This is a genomic window from Stenotrophomonas sp. Sm6012, from assembly GCF_030985895.1.
GTDB lineage: Bacteria > Pseudomonadota > Gammaproteobacteria > Xanthomonadales > Xanthomonadaceae > Stenotrophomonas > Stenotrophomonas forensis.
This window is the reverse complement of the sequence record NZ_JAPTFX010000040.1, coordinates 1-20,261: the sequence shown is the minus strand read 5'-3', so window position 1 is coordinate 20,261 and position 20,261 is coordinate 1. Positions and strand designations below refer to the sequence as shown.

The following is a 20,261-nucleotide window of genomic DNA, read 5'->3' as shown; positions in this document are numbered from 1 at the left end:
GCCGCATGACTGCCTTCGACCTGACGCCCCCGACCGCCACCCAGACCGAGGCGCTGATTGCCGGCCTCAGCAGCGAGGAGCGCCGGGTGCTGCTGCAGCACGGCACCGAAGCGCCGTTCTGCGGGGTCTTCCTCGACAACAAGCGCGAGGGCGTCTACTGCTGCCGGCTGTGCGCGCTGCCGCTGTTCCGCTCCAGCACCAAGTTCGATTCCGGCACCGGCTGGCCCAGCTTCTTCGCCCCGTTCGACCCGGCGCACGTGCGCGAAATCCGCGACACCAGCCACGGCATGGTCCGCACCGAGATCACCTGCGCCCGCTGTGGCAGCCATCTGGGCCATGTGTTCCCGGACGGTCCGCCGCCCACCTACGAACGCCACTGCCTGAACTCGGTCTCACTTTCATTCACCGGCAATGGCGAGCCGTGGCCTGATCCGCTGCGGCGTGGCGGTGCGGAGGCCGGTGTGGCGGGCTGAAACACCCCGCCGACCGATTTCACAGAATTCCCTCTTCAGAAAACCAGGTGATGGGCCGACAAGGAGATATCCCCGCTCCTTGCGTCGCGCCATGCTCATCATCGTTGGATTCCTGGTCGTCATCATCAGCGTGCTGGGCGGCTACCTCGGCGCACACGGCCGGCTGGGGGCGCTGTGGCAACCCTACGAGCTGGTCATCATTGGCGGTGCCGCACTGGGTGCGTTCCTGGTCGGCACCCCGGCCAAGACGGTCAAGCAGACCCTGCAGGCCATGGTCGGCGTGTTCAAGGGCCCCCGTTACAAGCAGCAGGACTACATCGATGTGCTCAGCCTGCTGTACGAACTGCTCAACAAGGCGCGCCGCGAAGGCTTCATGGCGCTGGAAGACCATGTCGAGCGTCCGGCCGAGAGTGCGCTGTTCGGCAACTACCCCAAGGTGCAGGCCGACCACCACCTGATCGACTTCATCACCGACTGCCTGCGCCTGATGATCGGCAGCAACATCGAGCCGCACGAGCTGGAGCCGCTGCTGGAACTGGAGCTGGAGAAGCACCACGCCGAGGCCATGGCGCCGTCGCAGGTGCTGACCAAGGTCGCCGACGGACTGCCCGGTTTCGGCATCGTCGCCGCAGTGCTGGGCATCGTCATCACCATGGGCTCGATCGGCGGTGACATCGTCGAGGTCGGTGGCCACGTGGCCGGCGCGCTGGTCGGCACCTTCCTCGGCATCCTGCTGGGCTACGGCTTCGTCGGCCCGATGGCCGCGGCGATGGAAGCCCGTGCCGAGCAGGACAGCCGCATCTACGAGTCGGTGAAGACCGCCCTGCTGGCCTGCCTGCGCGGCTACAACCCGAAGATCGCGCTGGAATTCGCCCGCAAGACGCTGCCGTCGAACGTGCGCCCGGCCTTCTCCGATTTCGAGCAGCACCTGAAGACGGTCAAGTAAGCCATGGCCGAGAACAAGCCCACCGTCATCGTCCGCCGGGTCAAGAAGGGCGGCCACGCCGCCCACCACGGCGGCTCGTGGAAGGTGGCCTATGCCGACTTCGTGACCGCGATGATGGCCTTCTTCCTGGTGCTGTGGCTGATGGCCAGCACCAGCAAGCCGGAACGGGCCGCCATTTCCGAGTACTTCCGCAACCCCAGCCCGCTCAGCGGCAAGAGCGCCACCCCCGCCCCCGGCATGGCCGGCCCGGGCGGTGCCAGCACCTCGATGATCAAGCTCGGCGGCGCCACCGACGTCTCCCGCGGCAACAGCAACGATCCCTTCCAGAACCAGAAGGAGGCGGTGCCGCAGCCGGTGGACCAGCAGCAGCGCGACAAGCAGCAGCTCGAGCAGCTGATGAAGGAGCTGCAGGAAGCCATCAGCAGGAGCCAGGCGCTGGAGCCATTCAAGGACCAGCTGCTGCTGGACCTGACCCCGGAAGGCCTGCGCATCCAGATCGTGGACAAGCAGAACCGACCGATGTTCGACCTCGGCAGCGCCACGCTGAAGCCGTACACGCAGCAGATCCTGCACGAGCTGGCCGAGTACCTGAACCACGTGCCGAACCGGATCAGCCTGACCGGGCATACCGACATCACCGCCTATTCGGCCGCCCGCGGCTACGGCAACTGGGAACTGAGCGCCGACCGCGCCAACGCCGCGCGGCGCGCGCTGATCGATGGTGGCCTGGAGGACAGCAAGATCACCCGCGTGGTTGGCCTGTCCTCGTCGGTGCTGTTCGACAAGGCCGACCCGCAGAACCCGATCAACCGCCGCATCAGCATCGTGGTGATGACCCAGGCGGCCGAAGCCGCCGCGCTGGCCGGGGCCGGCCCGCAGGTGGGGTTGTCGGCACCCACCGCCGACCCGGACGTGCAGGCTGCGCAGGGGCCGGCAAAGTAATCTGTGGGTGCGGACCAGGGTCCGCACCCACCCAAGCCATGGCCGGCGAGCGCACCCTGCAGCACCCGCTACAATGGCGGTCTTTCCGTATCCAGGTGACCCCACCTCATGTCCCAGAACTCCAAGGCCAAGCGCGACAAGCGCAAGAAGCAGCAGGGCAAGCGCCCGTTCCTCCGCCTGAACGCCCAGCAGCAGGTGCAGAACCACGCCGTGCTGACCAGCGAAGACGGCCAGGTGGTCGCCGCCATCGGCCTGCAGGGCCGCGAGTGGCTGCTGGCCATCGGCGGCCAGACCATGGGCAATGCCGAAAACCCGGTGCCGATGCTGGCCATGCTCAAGCACTTGGCCAACGTGCAGGAGAAGGAAGGCCGCAAGGTCAACCTGGAATACTCCGAGCTGCTGCAGAAGCTGCTGGACACCCTGGCCGAAGAGTCCGGCCAGACCGCTGACGAGTACCTGGACAAGCTGGTTGCCGAGTTCGAAGGCGTCGAAGCCGCCGAGGGCGAGGAAGATGCAGCCGCCGAGGGCGACGTGGCCGAAGAAGCCGCTGCCGAAGCGCCCCCGGCCGCTGACAGCGACAGCAAGCCGCAGGCCTGAACCGGCCGCGGCGGTGACGGTCTACGTCGATGACGCGGTGCATCCCTGGCGCGGTCAGCGCTGGGCGCACCTGATGGCCGACACCCTGGCCGAGCTGCACGCGATGGCGGCGCAGCTCGGCATTCCACCGCGGGCCTTCCAGAACAAGGCCAGCGGCGCCCACTACGATGTCACTGCAGAGCTGCGCGCACAGGCGATCGCGCTCGGTGCACGAGCCATTTCCCGGCATGCCGACCGCGAGCTGGTCAAGGCAGTGATCGCCAACGCCCGGGCGCAGTACCGGCCGTAGGCTGCGTTGGTGGCTACCACTTGCTGTGGTAAGTGGGGCTACCACTTGCTGTGGTGGGTGCGGACCTTGGTCCGCACATCAGGCACAGGGCATGCCGACCAAGGTTGGCATCCAACCATGGGCGGGCCCCACACCCACCTTCCCCGCTCAGAACGGGTCGCTGCCCAGCCGGATTTCCACGTTCAGCAGCGAGCACAGCGCCAGCATCGCGTCATCGTCGCGGGTCAGCGCCATCACGCCGCTGAAGCCGTCGCTGCCGGCGTCCACGCTCCACAGGGTGTAGTTGTGCTCGCGCAGGCGGTCGAAGGCGGTGGACATCAGCTGCACGCCGTCCAGGCCCTCGGCGAAGTCCTCATCATCGAGGTCGCCACCCCAGTCCAGCTGCAGGTTGAAGCGCGCCGACAGCTCGTTCACTGCCGACTGCAGCGATTCCAGATCGTCCCGCTCGACCTCGAAGCCGGACTGCCAGGCGATGGCCGTGAACAGCGCCGGCAGCCAGTCGCTGTCCGCTTCCAGCGGCTGCCCGTCCTCGGCCAGGTGCTCGCGCCAGCGGTTGAACTGCTGCAGCGCCAGCTCCTCATCGCCCGGGTTGATCAGCACCAGCAGGTTCCAGACCCGCGCCTCGAAGCCCTCCTCGTCGAAGTCGTGGATGTCTTCCTCGAAGTCGAAATAGTCGCTGTTGTCGGGCATGGCGGAACTTCCTCTGGGGCAGGCCGGCATTCTACGGTTTATCCTGTGCCGCTGAAGCCGGCCTTGGTGGCCGTCACTGTGAATGAAGCGATGAGCGATACCCCTCCCGACCACCTGGCGATCAATCCGGCCAGCCCCTTCCATGATGCGCAGGCGCTGGAGCGCGGCGTCGGCGTGCGTTTCAACGACGTCGAGCGCGACAACGTCGAGGAATACTCGGTCAGCGAAGGCTGGATCCGCGTGCAGGCCGGCAAGGCCCGCGACCGCCGCGGCAACCCGATGACCATCAAGGTCAAGGGCAAGGTCGAGGCGTATTTCCTGGAAACGAAGCCGGAGTAAGGCTGGAAGGTGTGCGGACCAAGGTCCGCACCCACCCGAGGTACACGGTCATTCGCGCTTGCGCGATTCCAGCAGGTCCAGGTTGCGGATCAGGCGCCGTGAGATCTCATCGGAGATCACCCCGCGCCGGGTCAGCCGGAACAGCTCCTCGCGCTCGGCATTGAGGCCGGCGCTGCGCAGCTGGCGGTAGCCCTGTTCCATGCGGCGCACCTTGTCCGGGTCCACGTCGGGGCCGTCACTGTCCTTTTCCAGGTGCCGCTGGTACAGCAGGCTCACCCGTGAAGCGGCGTCGTTGTACAGCTGCACGTTTTCGGTGTTCTGGTTCATCACCATCTGCTGGCGCATGCGTTCGACCCCGGCCAGTGCCGCCTTCGACGACAGCCGGCGCGCCAGGTCCTCTTCCTTGCGTTCCCCCGAATCGGCCGGCAGCTGCAGGCCCTTCAACAGCTGCGGCAGCGCGATGCTGGCGCCCAGCAGCGAGAACAGGATCACCGATGCGGCCAGGAAGATCACCAGGTCGCGGGCCGGGAACGCGCTGCCATCGGGCAGGAACAGCGGCAGGGTCAGCACACCGGCCAGGGTGATCGCACCGCGCACGCCCGCTACCGAGGTCGCGACCACGATGCGCCAGTTCGGCGCCTCGCCCCGCTCCAGCCCGCGGCGGCGTGCGCGCAGCAGGTTCCAGCGCAGCGACAGCCACACCCACAGCAGGCGCAGCACGACCAGGGCCAGGTTGATCACCACCACGTACACCAGCAGCCACCACGCACTCTGGTGGCCGCTCTCGTTCATGGTGGTGGTGGCGCGCTCGACGATGCCCGGCAGCTGCTCGCCCAGCAGCACGAACATGATGCCGTTGAAGCTGAACTGCAGCATGTTCCAGACCCCGGCACGCTGCACGCGCATGCTGCCGGAGACGCGGCCGGTCAGCTCCACGTAGCTCATCGCGATACCGGCGGCGACCGCGGCGAGGATGCCCGACGCATGGATTTCTTCGGCCAGCAGGTAGGCGGCGAAGGGGATCAGCAGGTTGACCAGCATTGCCGCGCCCGGCTCCTCGCCGAAGCGGCGCCACAGCCAACGCTGGAAGGTCGATACGCCCAGGGTGACCGCCACGCCCACCGCCAGGCCGGCCACCGCCACCCACACGAAGGTCAGCGAGGCGGTGGCCAGCGAGAACGTGCCGGTCATCACCGCCGCCACCGCGAAGCGGAAGCAGACCAGGCCGGACGCATCGTTGAGCAGCGACTCGCCTTCCAGGATGTGCATCAGGCGCTTGGGAATCGGCGCCTTGGAGGCGATCGCACCGACCGCCACCGGATCGGTCGGCGACACGATCGCCGCCAGCGCGAAGCACACCGCCAGCGGCATCACCGGGATCAGCCAGTGGATCAGGAACCCGGCGCCGATGACGGTGAACACCACCAGGCCGAACGCCAGTTCGAGGATCGCGCCCTTGTCGCGGAACAGGCCCTGCTTGGGAATGCGCCAGCCATCGAGGAACAGCAGCGGCGGCAGGAACAGCAGGAAGAACACTTCCGGCTCCAGCGCGTGGCCGCGGTTGAACACCCCGGCGATCACCGCGCCCAGGCCGATCTGCACCAGTGGCAGCGGCAACGAGAACGGCAGGACACGAACCAGGTAGCCGCTGGCGACAACGGCCACCAGCATCGCCAGGACGACTTCGATGGTATGCATGCTTCTTCCAGGAAGCGGCGCGCGGGGAGGCTCGGAAGCCAGCGCCGGAAACCCGGGAAAAACTACCACACGCCGCCGCGGCCGCGACCAACGGCGGCGCCGCGCGTCAGCCCCGGCTCATGCCCCGTCGAAGCGGTACAGGTCCATGGCCAGGAAACCGGCATCGATACCGGCATCGATGCGCTGGGCACCGAAGGCGCCCTTGCCTGCCGCGCCCATCGCGAAGAACAGCGGCAACAGGTGCTCGTCGGTCGGGTGCGCGCGTTCGGCGAACGGCGCCTGCCGGCGGTAGTCGAACAGGGCCTGGCGATCATCGGCGGCCAGGCGCTGCTCGACCCACTCGATGAAAGGCCGCACGTACGGCGCTTCCTTGCCGTCCTGGTAGTCGCCCCAGTCGTGCAGGTTGTGGGTGATGCTGCCCGAGCCGACCAGCAGCACGCCCTGCTCGCGCAGCGGCGCCAGCGCGCGGCCCAGCGCGAACTGGTGCTCGGGGCCGAGCAGCGGCTGGATCGACACCGGCACTACCGGGATGTCGGCCTGCGGGCGCAGCAAGCGCAGCGGCACCCACGCGCCGTGATCGAGGCCGCGCTGCGGGTCGAGGGCCACCGGCAGGCCGGCGGCGGCGATGCGGCTGGCCACCTCTTCGGCCAGCGCCGGATCACCCGGCGCCGGGTACTGCAGTTCAAACAACGCGCGCGGGAAGCCACCGAAGTCGTGGATCGTAGGCGGCTGCGGATGCGCACCGACCAGCGGCTGCCGGCGTCGGCAGGTCCTGCGCCAGCTCGGCCAGGCGCACGCCGACCTGGCCCGGATGCAGGGCGGTCATCGGCGAACCATGCGAGATGTACAACGAAGGCAGGCGGGACATGGAATTCTCCAGTTGCAGGGTCAGTCGGCGATCAGCGCGAACGCAGGGTCCACTTGCCATCGCCGACCAGGAACAGCACCACCAGCGCCAGCACCCAGAACGCCGGGTATTCCCAGCCACCGCCGGCGTTGGCGAAACCGAAGCCGTTGGCGCCGTGCACGGTGACGATGGTGCCCAGCAGCAGCGGCACGCCGATCAGGCCGACCCAGCGCGCGTAGATGCCCAGCAGCAGCGCGGCGGTGATCACCAGCTCGACACCGATGGTGAGATAGCCGAGAACGCCGGGCAGGCCCAGCGACTCGAAGAACGCCGCCGTACCGGCCGGGGTGAACACCAGCAACTTGGTCAGTGCATGGACCAGGAACAGCACGCCCAGGGCCAGGCGCAGCAGGGTGGCACCGTACGGAGCCAGCGGCGAAACGGGAGCGGTGGAGGTGTGCATGGCGAAGCACCTTGAAGGGAGTGGACACAGGTTATTGCGCCTTCACGGGCCGATAAATACGATCGTTTGACCGTATTTATTTCAAAAGGCGCAACAATGGACACCCTCGAGGCGATGCGCGTGTTCGTGGCGGTGGTCGAGCGCAACGGCTTCAGCGCCGCCGCGCAGGCGCTGGACCTGTCCACGGCCGGGGTCACCCGCCAGGTCGCCGCGCTGGAAAAACGGCTGTCCACCCGCCTGCTCCACCGCACCACGCGCCGGGTCAGCCCGACCAGTGCCGGCGCGGCCTATTACGCCCAGTGCGTGCGCCTGCTGGCCGAGTTCGATGCGCTGGAGGCCAGCATCGGTGCGCAGGCGCTGGAGCCGTCGGGCACGCTGCGCATCAACGCACCGGTCAGCTGGGGCATCGCCCGCCTCGGGCCCTTGCTGGCCAGCTACCGTGAACGCTTCCCGCAGGTGGAGCTGGACCTGGCCCTGTCCGACCGCCTGGTGGACATGGTCGAGGAAGGCTACGACGTGGCCATCCGCATCACCCGCGAGCCCGGCCCGACGCTGATCGCGCGCCGCCTGGGCCAATCGCGGGTGAGCCTGTGTGCCGCGCCTTCCTACCTGGCCGCGCGTGGCACGCCGCAGACGCCGCAGGATCTGCCGGCACACGCGTGCCTGAGCTACAGCTACTGGGCCGCTGGCGATCACTGGCCGCTGCAGGGGCCCGGCGGCGAAGTGAAGGTGGCGGTAAGCAGCCTGCTGCACGCCAACAACGGCGATGTGCTGCGCGAAGCGGCGATCGCCGGCATGGGCGTGATCCTGCAGCCGGATTTCCTGCTGGAAGACGCGCTGGCCGGCAGATACGAAACCCGCTCAGGCCACCACTTCATCCAGCGCATCGATGATCTGCTCCAGCGGCGCCGGCCGACCCAGCAGGTAGCCCTGCACCTGGTCGCAGCCGTGTGCGGCCAGCCAGTCCAGCTGCCCCGGCGTCTCCACGCCTTCGGCGATGATGGTCAGCCCCATGCTGTGGCCCAGCGACAGCAGCGCGCGGCAGATCGACGCATTGCGCGGGTTGGTTTCCACGTCCGCAACGAAGCTGCGGTCGATCTTCAGGATGTCCAGCGGCAGGTGCTGCAGGTAGGACATGCTGGAGTAACCGGTGCCGAAGTCATCCAGCGACACGCTGATGCCCTGCTCGTGCAGGCGCTGCATGGTCTGCATTGCCTGCGCCGGCTTGCGCATCAGGCTGCTCTCGGTCAGCTCCACGTGCAGCGCACCGCGGGCCAGCCCGAACTCCTGCTGGGCGCGGGTGAACTCCGCCACCAGGTCACTGTTGAAGAACTGCACGGCCGAGACATTCACCGCGATCGGCAACTCGCCCCAGCCGGCCTCGACCAGCCGGCGCTGCGCCTTCGCCGCCGCGCGGATCACCCAGCGGCCCAGCGCCAGGATCAGCCCGGTCTCCTCGCACAGCTGGATGAACTCGTTGGGCGGGATGAAGCTGCCATCGGCCTGCGGCCAGCGCAGCAGGGCCTCCAGCGCGGCCGGGCTGCCATCGCCGGCATGCCGGATCGGCTGGAAGTACAGCTCGAATTCGTTGTCGATGGCGGCATGGATGCGCCCGGCCAGGCGCAGGCGGTCGGCCAGCCGCGTGGTCACCGCCGCGTCGAACCACACCACCACGTTGCCTTCCGCACGCGCTGCGTGGGCGGCCTGCGCGGCCATGCCGATCACCTGCTCGGCGGAGTAGCCGTCACCGGGCACATGCACGGCCACGCCGATGCGTGGCTCGAACTGGTGCAGCGAATCCTTGCCGCGCATCGGCGCCGACACGATCTGCAGCAGATCATCCAGCACGCGCTGGGTATCGTGGCCGGTACCGATGGCGAACACGAAGTCCTCCGCGGGCTGGAACGCCAAGGTGCCGCAGCGCGCGCCCAGCCCGCCCAGCCGCGTCGCCATCGACTGCAGCACCGCATCGCCGATCTCACGGCCCAGCGTATCGGCCACCAGCTGCAGGCCACGCAACTGCACGAAGGCGATGGTGTAGCCCGCGTCCTGCTCGTCCAGCTGTCCGGTCAGCGCGCGTACGTTGAGCAGCCCGGTGGCCGGGTTGTGCCGCGCCTGGTAGGCCAGGTCGCGCTCGTAGGCCAGCCGCTCGCTGACATCCTCGGCCAGCACCAGGCACGCGGGCTGGCCATCGAAGTCCAGCTTGGACAGGTGCGTGCGGACTTCGAACACGCTGCCATCCTTGCGCCGGTGCAGGCGCACGGTGGCGTCCTGCAGTTCGCCCACGCGGGCCTTGGCGATCGCCCCCTTCACCTCATCCCAGCCTTCGCGCGGGCGGATGTCGAGGATGCTCATCGCCAGGAATTCCTCGCGGCTGTAGCCGTATTGGCGCACCGCGGCGTCGTTGACCTCGATGAAGCGCAGCGTGTCCGGGTCGAACACCCAGAACGGCGCCGGGTTGCGGTCGAACAGCAGGCGGAAGCGGCGTTCCACTTCGCTCATCTGTTCGCGCGCCTGGTAGCGCTCGCTCAGGTCGGTCAGCGCACCGATCATGCGCCGCTCGCTGTCGTCCACCTCCACCCGCTGCCCGCGCGCGCCCACCCAGCGCACCTCGCCACCGGGCAGTACCAGGCGGAACACCTGGTCGAGCACCGCGCCACCGGCGAAGGCCTGGTCGAAGGCCTGCTGCAGGCGCGCGGCATCATCGCGATGCACGCGCGCGAAGAAGTCGGCGACCGGCAGGGCATCGGTCTGCACGCCGAAGATCTCGCGCGCCAGCGGCGACCAGCGCAGCAGCGCAGCGTCCTCGTCCACGTACCACGTGCAGACGCGCCCGACCTGGTGGGCCAGGCGCAGTTCGGCATGGCCGGCTTTCAGTTCCTCGGCCATCGATTGCTGGCGGCGGGTAGTGCGACGCACCGCGTACAGCAGCACCAGCAGCACCGCGATGTAGGCCAGCACGATGGCGATCGACGCCTGCAGGTAGGGCCACCATGGCGCCAGCACGTCCTCGTCGGCCAGCCCGACCTGCACCGCCAGCGGGCTGCGTTCCAGCGTACTGATGGTGATGATGCGCGGCACGCCATCGACCGCGCCCGGCAGGCTGCCCAGCTCGACCACCGCCTGCTTGCCGAGCAGGTCGCGGCGCGGCAGGTCGTAGCGGCGGCCGACCGTGCCGTGCGGGTCCGGCACGCGGGCCAGCATGTAGCCGTCGGCATCGCTGATCGAGACCAGTCCATTGGGGCCGACATCGAGGCCACCGACGATGCGCTGCAGTTCGCCACAGCGCAGCCGTGCCAGCAACCAGCGGTCGCCGGCCATCGGCAGCGCCAGCGGTACCACCCAGCCGCCATCGCCGGCCCGCTGGGGCGGGCCGATGTACAGCGCGCTGCCCTGGCCACGGCGCTGCGGGTCGGTCCACAGCGGCAGCTGCAGGTCGCCCTGGCCGGCGGTCAGCGCTCGGCCGTAGCTATCGAGCACGACGATGCTGTGCAGTTCGGCATGGCGCCGCAGCACGCCACCGATGGCAGCGTCCAGCAACGCCGGTGCCTGCACCGGCACGCTGCGGAACAGCTCGACGGCATCGGCGGCGATGCCGGACATCGCCCGCTCCAGGTTGCGCAGCTCCAGCGCCAGCAGGCGTTCACTGCCCACCGCCAGCGCGCGGCTCTGGCGTTGCGCAGCCTCCAGCCGGCGCTGGTGGTCGTTGACCAGCATGGTGGCCAGGCCCGCCACCAGCAGCACGCCCAACAGCACGCCGCCCCAGGTAATGGCGCGCAGTGGCCGGGCCAACGCCCGCTTCAGTGCGGGCATCGGTCGATCTTCCTTGTGCAGTCGGCTGGCTTCATGCGCGAACGAATCCTCCACGTCCCCGACCTCAACGGCCGGCGGACGCCATTCTTGACGCCTGACCCGACCCCGCATGGCCACCTCCCCATGACCACGCAGGGCTCCCGGGACCAGCATGCACCACCCCGGTGACGGCGTGAAGATCGCTTCGGCGCGTTCAGCCAGATCCTGCACAGGACAGGCGGCACAACGGGTCGGCCAGGCGGGCCCGGGCGGATTAGACTTGGGGTTTTCCGCTGCAAGAGAACTCCATGTCCAAGCTGCGCCGCCCCACCCTGGCACTGGCCATCATCGCCAGCCTGTCCCTGGCCGCCTGCGACCGCCCGGCCGATCCGGCCGCCGGCAGCGCTGCGCCGGCCGATGCCGCGCCTGCCGCCGCCAAGCCGATGCTGGGCAGCTTCGGCTTCGACGCCAGCGGCATGGACCGCAGCATTGCCGCCGGCGACGACTTCTTCGGCTTCGCCAACGGCACCTGGGTGAAGAACACCGAGATTCCGGCCGACCGTTCGCGCTTCGGCAGCTTCAACGTCATCGCCGAGAAGACCCTGGCCGACACCCGCGCCATTCTCGAAGGCGCCGCCGGCAACGCCCAGGCCAGCGGCGACGACAAGCTGATCGGCGACTACTACGCCGCCTACATGGACGAAGCCGCCATCGAGCAGCACGGCATCGCGCCGGTGCAGCCGCAGCTGAAGGCCATCGATGCGATCGCCGACAAGGCCGGGCTGGCCCGCGCCCTGGGCGGCGACATGCGCGCCGACGTCGACCTGCTCAACGCCACCAACTTCTATACCGACCGCCTGTTCGGCCTCTGGGTGTCGGTGGACATGCTGCAGCCGGACCGCACCGCCCCTTATCTGGTGCAAGGCGGCCTGGGCATGCCCGACCGTGACTTCTACCTGGGCGGCGGCCGCATGGCCGAACTGCGCAAGCAGTACCAGGCCTACATCGCGCAGATGCTGCAGCTGGCCGGCGCCGCCGACCCGGCCGGCAAGGCGCAGCGCATCCTCGCGCTGGAGACCAGGATCGCGCAGGCGCATGCCACGCAGGAAGAAACCAACGACGTGACCAAGGGCGCCAACCCCTGGACCCAGGCTGACTTCAACGCCAAGGCCCCGGGCATGGACTGGAACGCCTTCCTCGATGCGGCTGCACTCGGCAACCAGCAGGACTTCATCGTGTGGCAGCCCAAGGCCGTCGCCGGCCTGTCAAAGCTGGTGGCCACCGAGCCGCTGGACGCCTGGAAGGACTACCTCGCCTTCCACGCGCTTGACCGCGCCGCCGCCTATCTGCCGAAGAAGTTCGCCGACGCCCGTTTCGCTTTCCATGGCACCGCGCTGAGCGGCACGCCGCAGCAGAGCGACCGCTGGAAGCGGGCCGTGGATGACGCCAACCATGCGGTCGGCGAAGCCATTGGCAAGCGTTACGTCGAAAAGCACTTCGACGCCAAAACCAAGGAACGTGCGGACGAGATGGCGAAGAACATCATCGCCGCCTTCGCCAAGCGCATCGATGCACTGTCGTGGATGTCGCCGCAGACCAAGGCACACGCCAAGGCCAAGGTTGCCGGCCTGACCGTGGGCATGGGCTATCCGGAGAAGTGGCGCGACTACACCGGGCTGGAGATCCGCCGCGATGACGCGCTGGGCAACGCACAGCGCGCCGAGCTGTTCGAGTACCAGCGCAACATCGCCAAGCTGGGCAAGGCGGTCGACCACAGCGAGTGGGCGATGCTGCCGCAGACCATCAACGCGATGAACGTGCCGCTGGAAAACCGCCTGGTGTTCCCGGCCGCGATCCTGCAGCCGCCGTTCTTCGACGGTGCGGCCGACGACGCCGTGAACTACGGCGCGATCGGTGCGGTTATCGGCCACGAGATCAGCCATGGCTTCGACAACGCCGGCGCGCTGTTCGATGAAACCGGCAAGCTGCATAACTGGTGGACCGCCGAAGACCTCAAGCAGTTCAATGCCGCCGGTGACGCGCTGGCCGCGCAGTTCAGCAGCTACGAGCCGTTCCCGGGCGTGCACGTGAACGGCAAGCTGACCCTGGGCGAGAACATCGCCGACGTGGCCGGCCTGGGCACTGCCTACGACGCCTACCAGCTGTCACTGCAGGGCAAGCCCGGCCAGACCCTGGAGGGCTTCACTCCGGACCAGCGCTTCTTCCTCGGTTTCGCCCAGGCGTGGCGCAGCAAGAGCCGCGAGCAGGCGCTGCGCAATTCGCTGCTGACCGACGTGCATGCACCGGGCCAGTTCCGCGCACTGACCGTGCGCAACATCGACGCCTGGTACCCGGCGTTCGAAGTGAAGGAAGGCCAGAAGCTGTACCTGGCCCCGGACAAGCGGGTCAAGGTGTGGTGATGTAACCGGAACGGGCGCCGCAGGGCGCCCGTTTCATTTTTCGGCCTCGCTCTGGTGGGTGCCGACCTTGGTCGGCACGGGGCAGGAATCCACCCACGGTGTGAATCTACCTGCGGGTAGTGGCAACCATCAGCAGAGCGCTCGCAGCCAACACCGCCGCAGCCCACAGATTGGCGTGCAGCCCGGTGCTGTCCAGCAGCCTGCCTCCGACCCACGCCCCTGCTGCAATGCCGATGTTGAACACACCGACATACAGCGCGGTGGCGATTTCCACGCCATGTGGCACCGCTTTCATCATCCAGCTCATCAGGCCGACCGACACACCGCCGTAGGCCAGCCCCCACAGCAGCAGCACCGTGATGCCTCCGGCCGGCGTGCCGCCCATCCACAGCAACAGCAGCGGCGTCAGCAGCAGGCCCGAGGCGATGGCCAGCAGCACGCCACGCGGATGGCGTGCGGCCAGTGGCCCGGCAACGAAGTTGCCGACGATGCCGGCCACGCCATAGGCAAACAGCAGTCCGCCGATCCACGACGCCTGCACCCCCGATACGTCCATCAACAGCGGACGCACATAGGTAAACGCGATGAAGTGCCCGGCCACCAGCAGCAGGGTCAGCCACAAGCCCTGGCGCAGGCCACGATGGCCGAGCTGCTGCACGAACTGCATCGGCCGAACCGACCTCGCCACCGGCAACGCGGGAAGCACCGCAGGCTGCAGCAGCAGTATCGCCGCACTGAACAGCGCCATCGCTGCAAACGCACAGCGCCAGCCCAGCGCGTCGCCGATCAATGCGCCGAGCGGCACGCCCAGCACCGACGCCGCAGCCACGCCGCCGAATATGATCGAGGTGGCCAGGCCGATGCGGTGCGCGGGCACCAGGCGTGCGGCCAGGCCGCCAGCGATGGCCCAGATGCCGCCCATGCAGAACCCCACCAGCACGCGCGCGGCCAGCAGCCAGCCGATGCTGGGCGCCAGCGCGGAGGCGATGTTGGCCACTGTCAGCAGGCCGAGCAACGCACACAGGATGCGACGACGATCGATGCCACCGGCAGCGATCACCACCAGCGGTGCGAACAGCGCCGCCAGCAGGGCCGGCAGCGAGATCATCAGGCCGGCGGTACCGGTGGACGCGCCGAGCGCCTCGGCGATCGGGGTCAGCAGGCCGACCGGCAGCATCTCGGTGGTGACCACCGAAAACGTGGCCAGGCCAACCGCGCTGACGGCCCACCATGGATGGCGCACAGGGGGCACGGCATGCGCAGGCGAAGCAGTACTCACGGGACGACTCCTTCAGCGCAGAGAGAGGGAACAGGCCTGCGCAGCGCACGCCAGGCAAGCAGCGCGACCAGCAGCACCACGGCGCCCGCCATCAGCGCGATCACGAAACCGCTGCGCACGCCACCGGCATCAACGCTGTACCCGGACAGCGCTGCGCCCAGCGCAACGCCGATGTTCAAGCCGGCCAGCAGCCAGGTCATGCCTTCGGTAAGCCGCGATGCGGGCACGCGCTGTTCGACCAGCGACATCGCCACGATCATGGTGGGCGCGAAGAACAGTCCGGCCAGCAGCACTGCCGCCGCCAGCGCCGGCAGCGTGCCGGCCCATGGCAGCGGCAACGTGGTCAGGGCGGTCGCCGCCGCCCCCAGCAGCAACAGGCGCGGCATCGGCACCTGCAGCTTCAACGCACCGAACAGCAGGCCGGCCACGCAGCTGCCCAGGGCATAGGCCGAGAGCACCGCGCTCGCTGCCAGCGGCTGCCCGCGCTGCTCGGCGAACGCCACGCTGGTGATGTCGACGGTGCCGACGATCACGCCCATTGCCAGCATCAGCAACGCCAGCAGGCGGATCTCCGCCTGCCGCAGCAGCGAACGCGAAGGCAACGCGGCTTCTTGGCGTGATTGCGGCGGCGGCTCGGTGCCCCGTTGCAGCACCAGCGCAGCCACGCCCACCACCAGCAGCAGGGCTGCCACCAGCACGCCGGCCTGCGGCCACACCGCCACCGACAGCCCCACCGACAGCGGTGGCCCGGCGATGAAGGTGACCTCGTCGAACACCGTCTCCAGCGAGTACGCGGTCTGCAGCGCCGGGCGCCCACGATGGATTGCGGTCCAGCGCGCGCGCACCATCGCCGACACGCTGGGCATGCAGCCGGCCAGCATCGCCGCGCCGAACAGCATCGCGTCCGGCGCCGCCATCAGGGTGCAGGCCAGCAGCAACAGCAGGCCGGTCGCGCTGGCCGCGGCGGCCCACGGCAACACCCGTGCCTGGCCGTACCGGTCGACCCAGCGCGACACCTGCGGCGACAGCAACGCGTAGGTCAGCACGAAGGTGGCCGACACCGCGCCGGCCAACGCATAGCTGCCGCGCAGCTGCGACAGCAGGGTGATGATGCCGATGCCGGTCATCGGCAGCGGAAGGCGGGCCAGCAACCCGGCCAGGGCAAGCCCGGCCGTGCCGGGCGCAGCGAACAGGTCGCGATAAGGGGCGGCCATCAGGATCTCCAGAGCGGCGACTTGCCTGGCGCATGGGGCGCCACGACAATACATACAGGGCGTATGAATAAGAGGCTACATTCATACGCTCCGTATGTAAATAATCATGCACTGCGTATGTAAGGAGCTTTGGATGGTCCGCCGCACCCGCGCCGAGATGGAAGAAACCCGCGCCAGCCTGCTGGCCACCGCCCGCCGTGTGTTCAGCGAGCACGGCTATGCCGCCACCTCGATGGATGACCTGACCGCGCAGGCCGGGCTGACCCGTGGCGCGCTGTACCACCACTTCGGCGACAAGAAAGGCCTGCTGGCGGCAGTGGTCGGCCAGCTCGATGCCGAGACCGACCTGCGCCTGCAGGCGATCAGCGACAGTGCCGACGACGCCTGGGACGGCTTCGTGCAACGCTGTCGCGCCTACCTGCAGATGGCGCTGGAACCAGAGATCCAGCGCCTCGTGCTGCGTGATGCGCGTGCGGTGCTGGGGGGCGCCTCGCCGGAATCGCAGCGGCACTGCGTGCAGTCGATGCAGCGCCTGATCGAACGGTTGATCGCACAGGGCGTGGTGACGCCGGTGCATGCGCAGGCGCTGGCGTCGTTGATCTACGGCAGCCTGGCCGAGGCGGCGTTCTGGATTGCCGAAGGCGAGGATGGCGATGCGCGCCTGGCGCAGGCGACGGCCGCGCTGGAGTTGCTGTTGCGTGGGTTGAGGTCGGCCGGGTAACGCCCCTCCTCGCAGGGCGTGGATCTACGGTGCATACCCGCGCTGCTGGAAGCGCGCGCGGGTCGGCATCCACCCGCCGGGTTGCGCGGTCGGGCCCGATTCCGGGCGATCACCGCGCCGATGGCCGGTCTGCATGCTCAGCCGCGGTTTCATGTGCGGCCGCAGCACGTTTAACCCTGCGACATCCTGTCGCAGGCTGTCACCGCGATGCTGCAATGCAGCAACATTCACCCATTCAGACAAAACCCTTACCGCGCTTGGCATTTCGCCCATTGCACGGCTCGCTGGAAGTGCTAGAACTGAACCCGCCACACCGTCCAATGCTGATCGACGCACGTTCCACAAGGAGCCAGCCATGATTGCTTTGTTCAAGGGTTTGGGACTACTGCTTCGCGACAACGAGCTCTACAGCAGCCCGTTCGAAAAACAGGTTGCGCACTGGCGCAGCCTCAGCGAGCAGCAGATCCGCGATGAAGTGGCTGTGCTGGCCCAGGCCAAGTGCCAGTGGCTGATCGCCTCGATCGTCGGCTGGCAGGCGGCCTCGCTGCTGATCCTCGGCCTGATCACCAACTACCTGTGGCGCGACGATTACCACATCACCTTCACCCGCGTGGTCGTGGTGTTCGGCTCGTGGATCTCGATCCTGTTCGTGATCTGGTTCATGGCCAACATGTTCGACCGTACGGCCGGCTTCGAGCGCTGGATGAAGGCCTTCAACAGCCGCGCCCGCATCAGTTCCAAGGCCGACAGCGTGGAGCATGTGGCCGAGGCGCTGGACCTGGCCGAACACTATCCGGAAGTGCTGGACTACAAGCAGGCGGTCACCGCCAGGCGCGAGCTGCGCCACGAGGACATCCGCATCATGACCGAGATCGGGCGCATGAAGCAGCACTCCGAACTGGTCGGACGCCTCAACCATGTAGGCGAGAACGAGCATCACCACGACCTGACGCTGCAGCCAGCCTACTGACCCTTCGGGAAAGCGGGGGGACCCACAATGCCACCGTGATCACTCACGGTGGCATTGTTCTATCGGGTCCTGGCTGACGCACTGGCGGAAGCCCTTGGGCAGGTCGCGCATCGCTTCGGTCTTGCCCACCGCCACCGCGAACCGGCGCAGCGGCGGCTTGGCGCAGGCCGCATCGGTGCTGCAGGCCGGGTCCAGCACCACATAGTGGCACTGGCCGCTGCGGCTGGCGATGCACTGGAACCGCGCTTGACCCTCGACCACGGTGCCCTTGCTGTACAGCGTGTCCACGCCGTTGGCCTGGGTACGGGTGATCGAGGTGGTGCTGGATTTCTCGCAGCCGCCCACTGACAGCGCAGCGACGCAGGCAAGCAGGAACAGGCGCATGGTGCCTCCAGGGTGTGGTTACATGCCGCGGAACAGGCTCATGAACGGTTGGCTGACCACCAGGGTTTCCGCACGCTGGCGCAAGCGCAGCACGCCGCGCCCGGTATCGTCGCGGCTCACCGCCGCCACCGCTTTCATGTTGACGATGGTGGAGCGGTGGATCTGGCGGAAGTGCTGCGGATCGAGCACTTCCAGCAGCTCGCGCAATGGCGTGCGCAGCAGGCTTTCGCCGGCGGCGGTGACCACCGTGGTGTACTTGTTGTCGGCGCGGAAGTAGGCCACGTCCTCGAGCATGATCAGCTGCGTCTCGCGGCCGTTGCTGGCGGTGATCCAGGCCAGTGGCGGACGCTCCGCGCCTGCCTGCGATGGGCCCAATCGCTGCAGCAGGCGCTCCAGCACGGCATCGTCCTGCCGCGTCGATGGCAGCCGCGACAGGATGCGTTCGCGGGTCGCCAGCAGCCGCTCGTCGCTGACCGGCTTCAGCAGGTAATCCATCGCGCCCTGCTCGAAGGCGTCGATGGCGTACTGGTCGTAGGCGGTCACGAACACCACCTGGGTACGCGGGCTAAGCTCGGACAGCGCGCGCGCCACTTCGATGCCACTGATGCCGGGCATGCGGATGTCGAGGAAGGCGATGTCCGGCTGCTTCTCGGCCAGCTGCTCCAGCGCCGTGGCGCCGTCTTCGCACTCGGCCACCAGCTTCAGCTCCGGCCACAGGCGGCCCAGCTGCTCCACCAGGGATTGCCGCAGCAGTTCCTCGTCTTCGGCGATCAGTGCTTCAAGCGGCATGGCTGCGCTCCTTGCCCGACTGCGGCAGGGTCATGGTCGCGGCCACGCCGCTGGGGAAGTTGGCGACGATCGCCACGCCGGCCTGCTCACCGCAGGTCAGGCGCAGGCGCTCGCGCAGGTTCTTCAGGCCGATGCCGGTGCCGCTGGTGCCCTGGCCGAAGCCAAGGCCATCGTCGGCCACGGTCACGGTGACATGGTCATCGAAGCCGCGCGCCAGGATCCAGATCGTGCCACCGCCGGGCTTCGGTTCCAGGCCGTGCTTGATGGCGTTCTCCACCAGCGTCTGCAGCGCCATCGCCGGCAGGTGCACGCCATGCAGTTCATTGGGCACCTGCACCTCCACCGACAAGCGTGCCCCCATGCGGATGCGCAGGATTTCCAGATAGGCGCGGGTGCGTTCCAGCTCCACGCCCAGCGTGGATACCGATTCATCTACCTGCGGCAGCGAACTGCGCAGGTACTGGATCAGGTGGCCGAGCATCTGTTCGGCACGCGCCGGGTCGGTGCGGGTCAGCACCTGGGCATTGGCCAGCGAGTTGTAGAGGAAATGCGGTTCGACCTGCGCGTGCAGCAGGTTCAAGCGCGCTACCGACAATTCCTTCTCGACCTGGGTCTGTTCGGCGGCGGCCTGCTCGTCGCGGCGCTGGTCGGCAACCCGCCGGCTGATCGCGCGGGTGACCGCTTCGGCATTCTCGTAGTTGCTGCCCTCGTCCAGTGCCAGCAGGTCGGCCCACCAACCGGCATCGGGCTCGAACAGCAGGGTGACGGTGCTGGTGCCCTGGCCCGGGGTGACCGTGGCCAGCACGCTGTTGCGCTTGATCGCCAGCCGCGCCGGCAGGTTCCAGCGCGACGGCTGGCGGCCGTTCCACAGATCGACGCGGCGCACATAGGCACGCACCTGCAGGCTGCCTGCCGAGCTTTCCACCTCTTCCACCCGCGGCAGCTCGCCCACGGCCGCCTCGACCACCGCGAACGCATGGCCGGCATCCATCGGCAGTTCGATCTGCCGGCGCTGGCGCCCCGACAGCGTGGCACCATCGAGGCGGCCGGCCACCAGCCAGACCCGCCGCACATGGGTCACCGCACTGCCCAGCGCGGAGATCATCAGGAACATCACCAGCAGCCCGAATACCCAGCCGGGGCCGTCGTTCATGCCGCTGAAAATGCCGCTCCAGACCATGCCGGCCACGAACAGTGCCGCAGCCCAGGCGAGCAGGTGACGAAGAATGAGGGAGAGGCTGGCGAACACGGCGGCGCCTTGGAGGAAGGGGGTGAGCCGAGCATAGGGCGGCCCGCCGGGCAAACAAGCGGGCTGCGACGAAGGGCCTGAAAGCGGGGATGGAAGCCGTTCTGGTAGAGCCGGCCGCTGGCCGGGAACCTTGTGATGCTTGCGGAGGTCATGGGGAGC

General features: G+C 68.2%; 18 protein-coding genes and 2 pseudogenes. 10 read left to right on the top strand and 10 right to left on the bottom strand.

Going from position 1 to position 20,261, the window contains the following annotated elements:
- The first annotated feature begins 5 nt into the window (after positions 1-5).
- The 5 genes from msrB (at position 6) to O0J73_RS09575 (ending at position 3,247) form a co-directional block, all read left to right on the top strand.
- Complete coding sequence (gene msrB / locus O0J73_RS09595; RefSeq protein ID WP_004153995.1) at positions 6-473, top strand: peptide-methionine (R)-S-oxide reductase MsrB; 468 nt, start codon at positions 6-8, stop codon at positions 471-473.
- A 91-nt stretch (positions 474-564) separates the two neighbouring features.
- The gene (motA, locus tag O0J73_RS09590) at positions 565-1,419 is read left to right on the top strand and encodes a flagellar motor stator protein MotA (protein WP_008264562.1); all 855 of its coding nucleotides are present in this window, start codon (positions 565-567) and stop codon (positions 1,417-1,419) included.
- A 3-nt stretch (positions 1,420-1,422) separates the two neighbouring features.
- Positions 1,423-2,361: a flagellar motor protein MotB gene (gene motB / locus O0J73_RS09585; RefSeq protein ID WP_308308578.1), complete on the top strand. Its 939-nt coding sequence runs from the start codon at positions 1,423-1,425 to the stop codon at positions 2,359-2,361.
- A 108-nt stretch (positions 2,362-2,469) separates the two neighbouring features.
- A complete protein-coding gene (locus O0J73_RS09580) occupies positions 2,470-2,958 on the top strand; it encodes a hypothetical protein (RefSeq protein WP_308308577.1) in 489 nt (162 codons plus the stop codon).
- Positions 2,959-2,971: 13 nt separating this feature from the next.
- On the top strand, positions 2,972-3,247 hold the full coding sequence (locus O0J73_RS09575; RefSeq protein WP_004153991.1) for a DUF4031 domain-containing protein: 276 nt from the start codon (positions 2,972-2,974) through the stop codon (positions 3,245-3,247).
- Positions 3,248-3,394: 147 nt separating this feature from the next.
- Here the strand turns inward: O0J73_RS09575 and O0J73_RS09570 are convergent, their stop codons facing one another.
- Positions 3,395-3,937: a hypothetical protein gene (locus tag O0J73_RS09570; protein WP_049456361.1), complete on the bottom strand. Its 543-nt coding sequence runs from the start codon at positions 3,935-3,937 to the stop codon at positions 3,395-3,397.
- Between the two features lie 90 nt (positions 3,938-4,027).
- Between O0J73_RS09570 and O0J73_RS09565 the strand changes: the two genes are divergently transcribed.
- A complete protein-coding gene (locus O0J73_RS09565; RefSeq protein WP_012509930.1) occupies positions 4,028-4,276 on the top strand; it encodes a DUF3297 family protein in 249 nt (82 codons plus the stop codon).
- A gap of 48 nt (positions 4,277-4,324) precedes the next feature.
- Here the strand turns inward: O0J73_RS09565 and O0J73_RS09560 are convergent, their stop codons facing one another.
- The 3 genes and pseudogenes from O0J73_RS09560 to O0J73_RS09550 form a co-directional block, all read right to left on the bottom strand.
- Positions 4,325-5,974: a Na+/H+ antiporter gene (locus O0J73_RS09560; protein WP_008267158.1), complete on the bottom strand. Its 1,650-nt coding sequence runs from the start codon at positions 5,972-5,974 to the stop codon at positions 4,325-4,327.
- Between the two features lie 117 nt (positions 5,975-6,091).
- Positions 6,092-6,842, bottom strand: a pseudogene (locus O0J73_RS09555) (class III extradiol ring-cleavage dioxygenase).
- A 31-nt stretch (positions 6,843-6,873) separates the two neighbouring features.
- The gene (locus tag O0J73_RS09550; RefSeq protein WP_197564378.1) at positions 6,874-7,284 is read right to left on the bottom strand and encodes a DoxX family protein; all 411 of its coding nucleotides are present in this window, start codon (positions 7,282-7,284) and stop codon (positions 6,874-6,876) included.
- Positions 7,285-7,380: 96 nt separating this feature from the next.
- Here O0J73_RS09550 and O0J73_RS09545 point away from each other — a divergent pair.
- A pseudogene (locus O0J73_RS09545) lies at positions 7,381-8,133 on the top strand (LysR family transcriptional regulator); the annotation flags it as partial.
- Positions 8,134-8,145: 12 nt separating this feature from the next.
- Here O0J73_RS09545 and O0J73_RS09540 read toward each other — a convergent pair.
- On the bottom strand, positions 8,146-11,208 hold the full coding sequence (locus O0J73_RS09540) for an EAL domain-containing protein (RefSeq protein ID WP_197564864.1): 3,063 nt from the start codon (positions 11,206-11,208) through the stop codon (positions 8,146-8,148).
- Positions 11,209-11,384: 176 nt separating this feature from the next.
- Here O0J73_RS09540 and O0J73_RS09535 point away from each other — a divergent pair, with 176 nt between their 5' ends.
- Positions 11,385-13,496: a M13 family metallopeptidase gene (locus O0J73_RS09535; protein ID WP_197564865.1), complete on the top strand. Its 2,112-nt coding sequence runs from the start codon at positions 11,385-11,387 to the stop codon at positions 13,494-13,496.
- A 106-nt stretch (positions 13,497-13,602) separates the two neighbouring features.
- Here the strand turns inward: O0J73_RS09535 and O0J73_RS09530 are convergent, their stop codons facing one another.
- A complete protein-coding gene (locus O0J73_RS09530; protein ID WP_308308576.1) occupies positions 13,603-14,775 on the bottom strand; it encodes an MFS transporter in 1,173 nt (390 codons plus the stop codon).
- Entirely contained in the window at positions 14,772-15,989 is a 1,218-nt protein-coding gene (locus O0J73_RS09525; RefSeq protein ID WP_197564867.1) for an MFS transporter, read from the bottom strand. Before O0J73_RS09525 ends, O0J73_RS09530 begins: the two co-directional genes overlap by 4 nt.
- 133 nt (positions 15,990-16,122) lie before the next feature.
- On the opposite strand from O0J73_RS09525, the gene O0J73_RS09520 reads away from it, so the two are divergent.
- On the top strand, positions 16,123-16,710 hold the full coding sequence (locus O0J73_RS09520) for a TetR family transcriptional regulator (RefSeq protein WP_308308575.1): 588 nt from the start codon (positions 16,123-16,125) through the stop codon (positions 16,708-16,710).
- Between the two features lie 355 nt (positions 16,711-17,065).
- Positions 17,066-17,680, top strand: a complete 615-nt coding sequence (locus O0J73_RS09515) for a hypothetical protein (protein WP_004153965.1) — start codon at positions 17,066-17,068, stop codon at positions 17,678-17,680.
- 39 nt (positions 17,681-17,719) lie between these two features.
- On the opposite strand, the gene O0J73_RS09510 is transcribed toward O0J73_RS09515, so the two are convergent.
- The 3 genes from O0J73_RS09510 to O0J73_RS09500 are packed head-to-tail and all read right to left on the bottom strand — an operon-like array spanning position 17,720 to position 20,102.
- A complete protein-coding gene (locus tag O0J73_RS09510; protein WP_308308574.1) occupies positions 17,720-18,064 on the bottom strand; it encodes a hypothetical protein in 345 nt (114 codons plus the stop codon).
- An 18-nt stretch (positions 18,065-18,082) separates the two neighbouring features.
- Positions 18,083-18,853, bottom strand: a complete 771-nt coding sequence (locus tag O0J73_RS09505) for a LytTR family DNA-binding domain-containing protein (RefSeq protein ID WP_008265994.1) — start codon at positions 18,851-18,853, stop codon at positions 18,083-18,085.
- Positions 18,843-20,102, bottom strand: a complete 1,260-nt coding sequence (locus O0J73_RS09500; protein ID WP_008264839.1) for a histidine kinase — start codon at positions 20,100-20,102, stop codon at positions 18,843-18,845. The genes O0J73_RS09505 and O0J73_RS09500 overlap by 11 nt, the downstream gene beginning before the upstream one ends.
- Between the last annotated feature and the right edge of the window lie 159 nt (positions 20,103-20,261).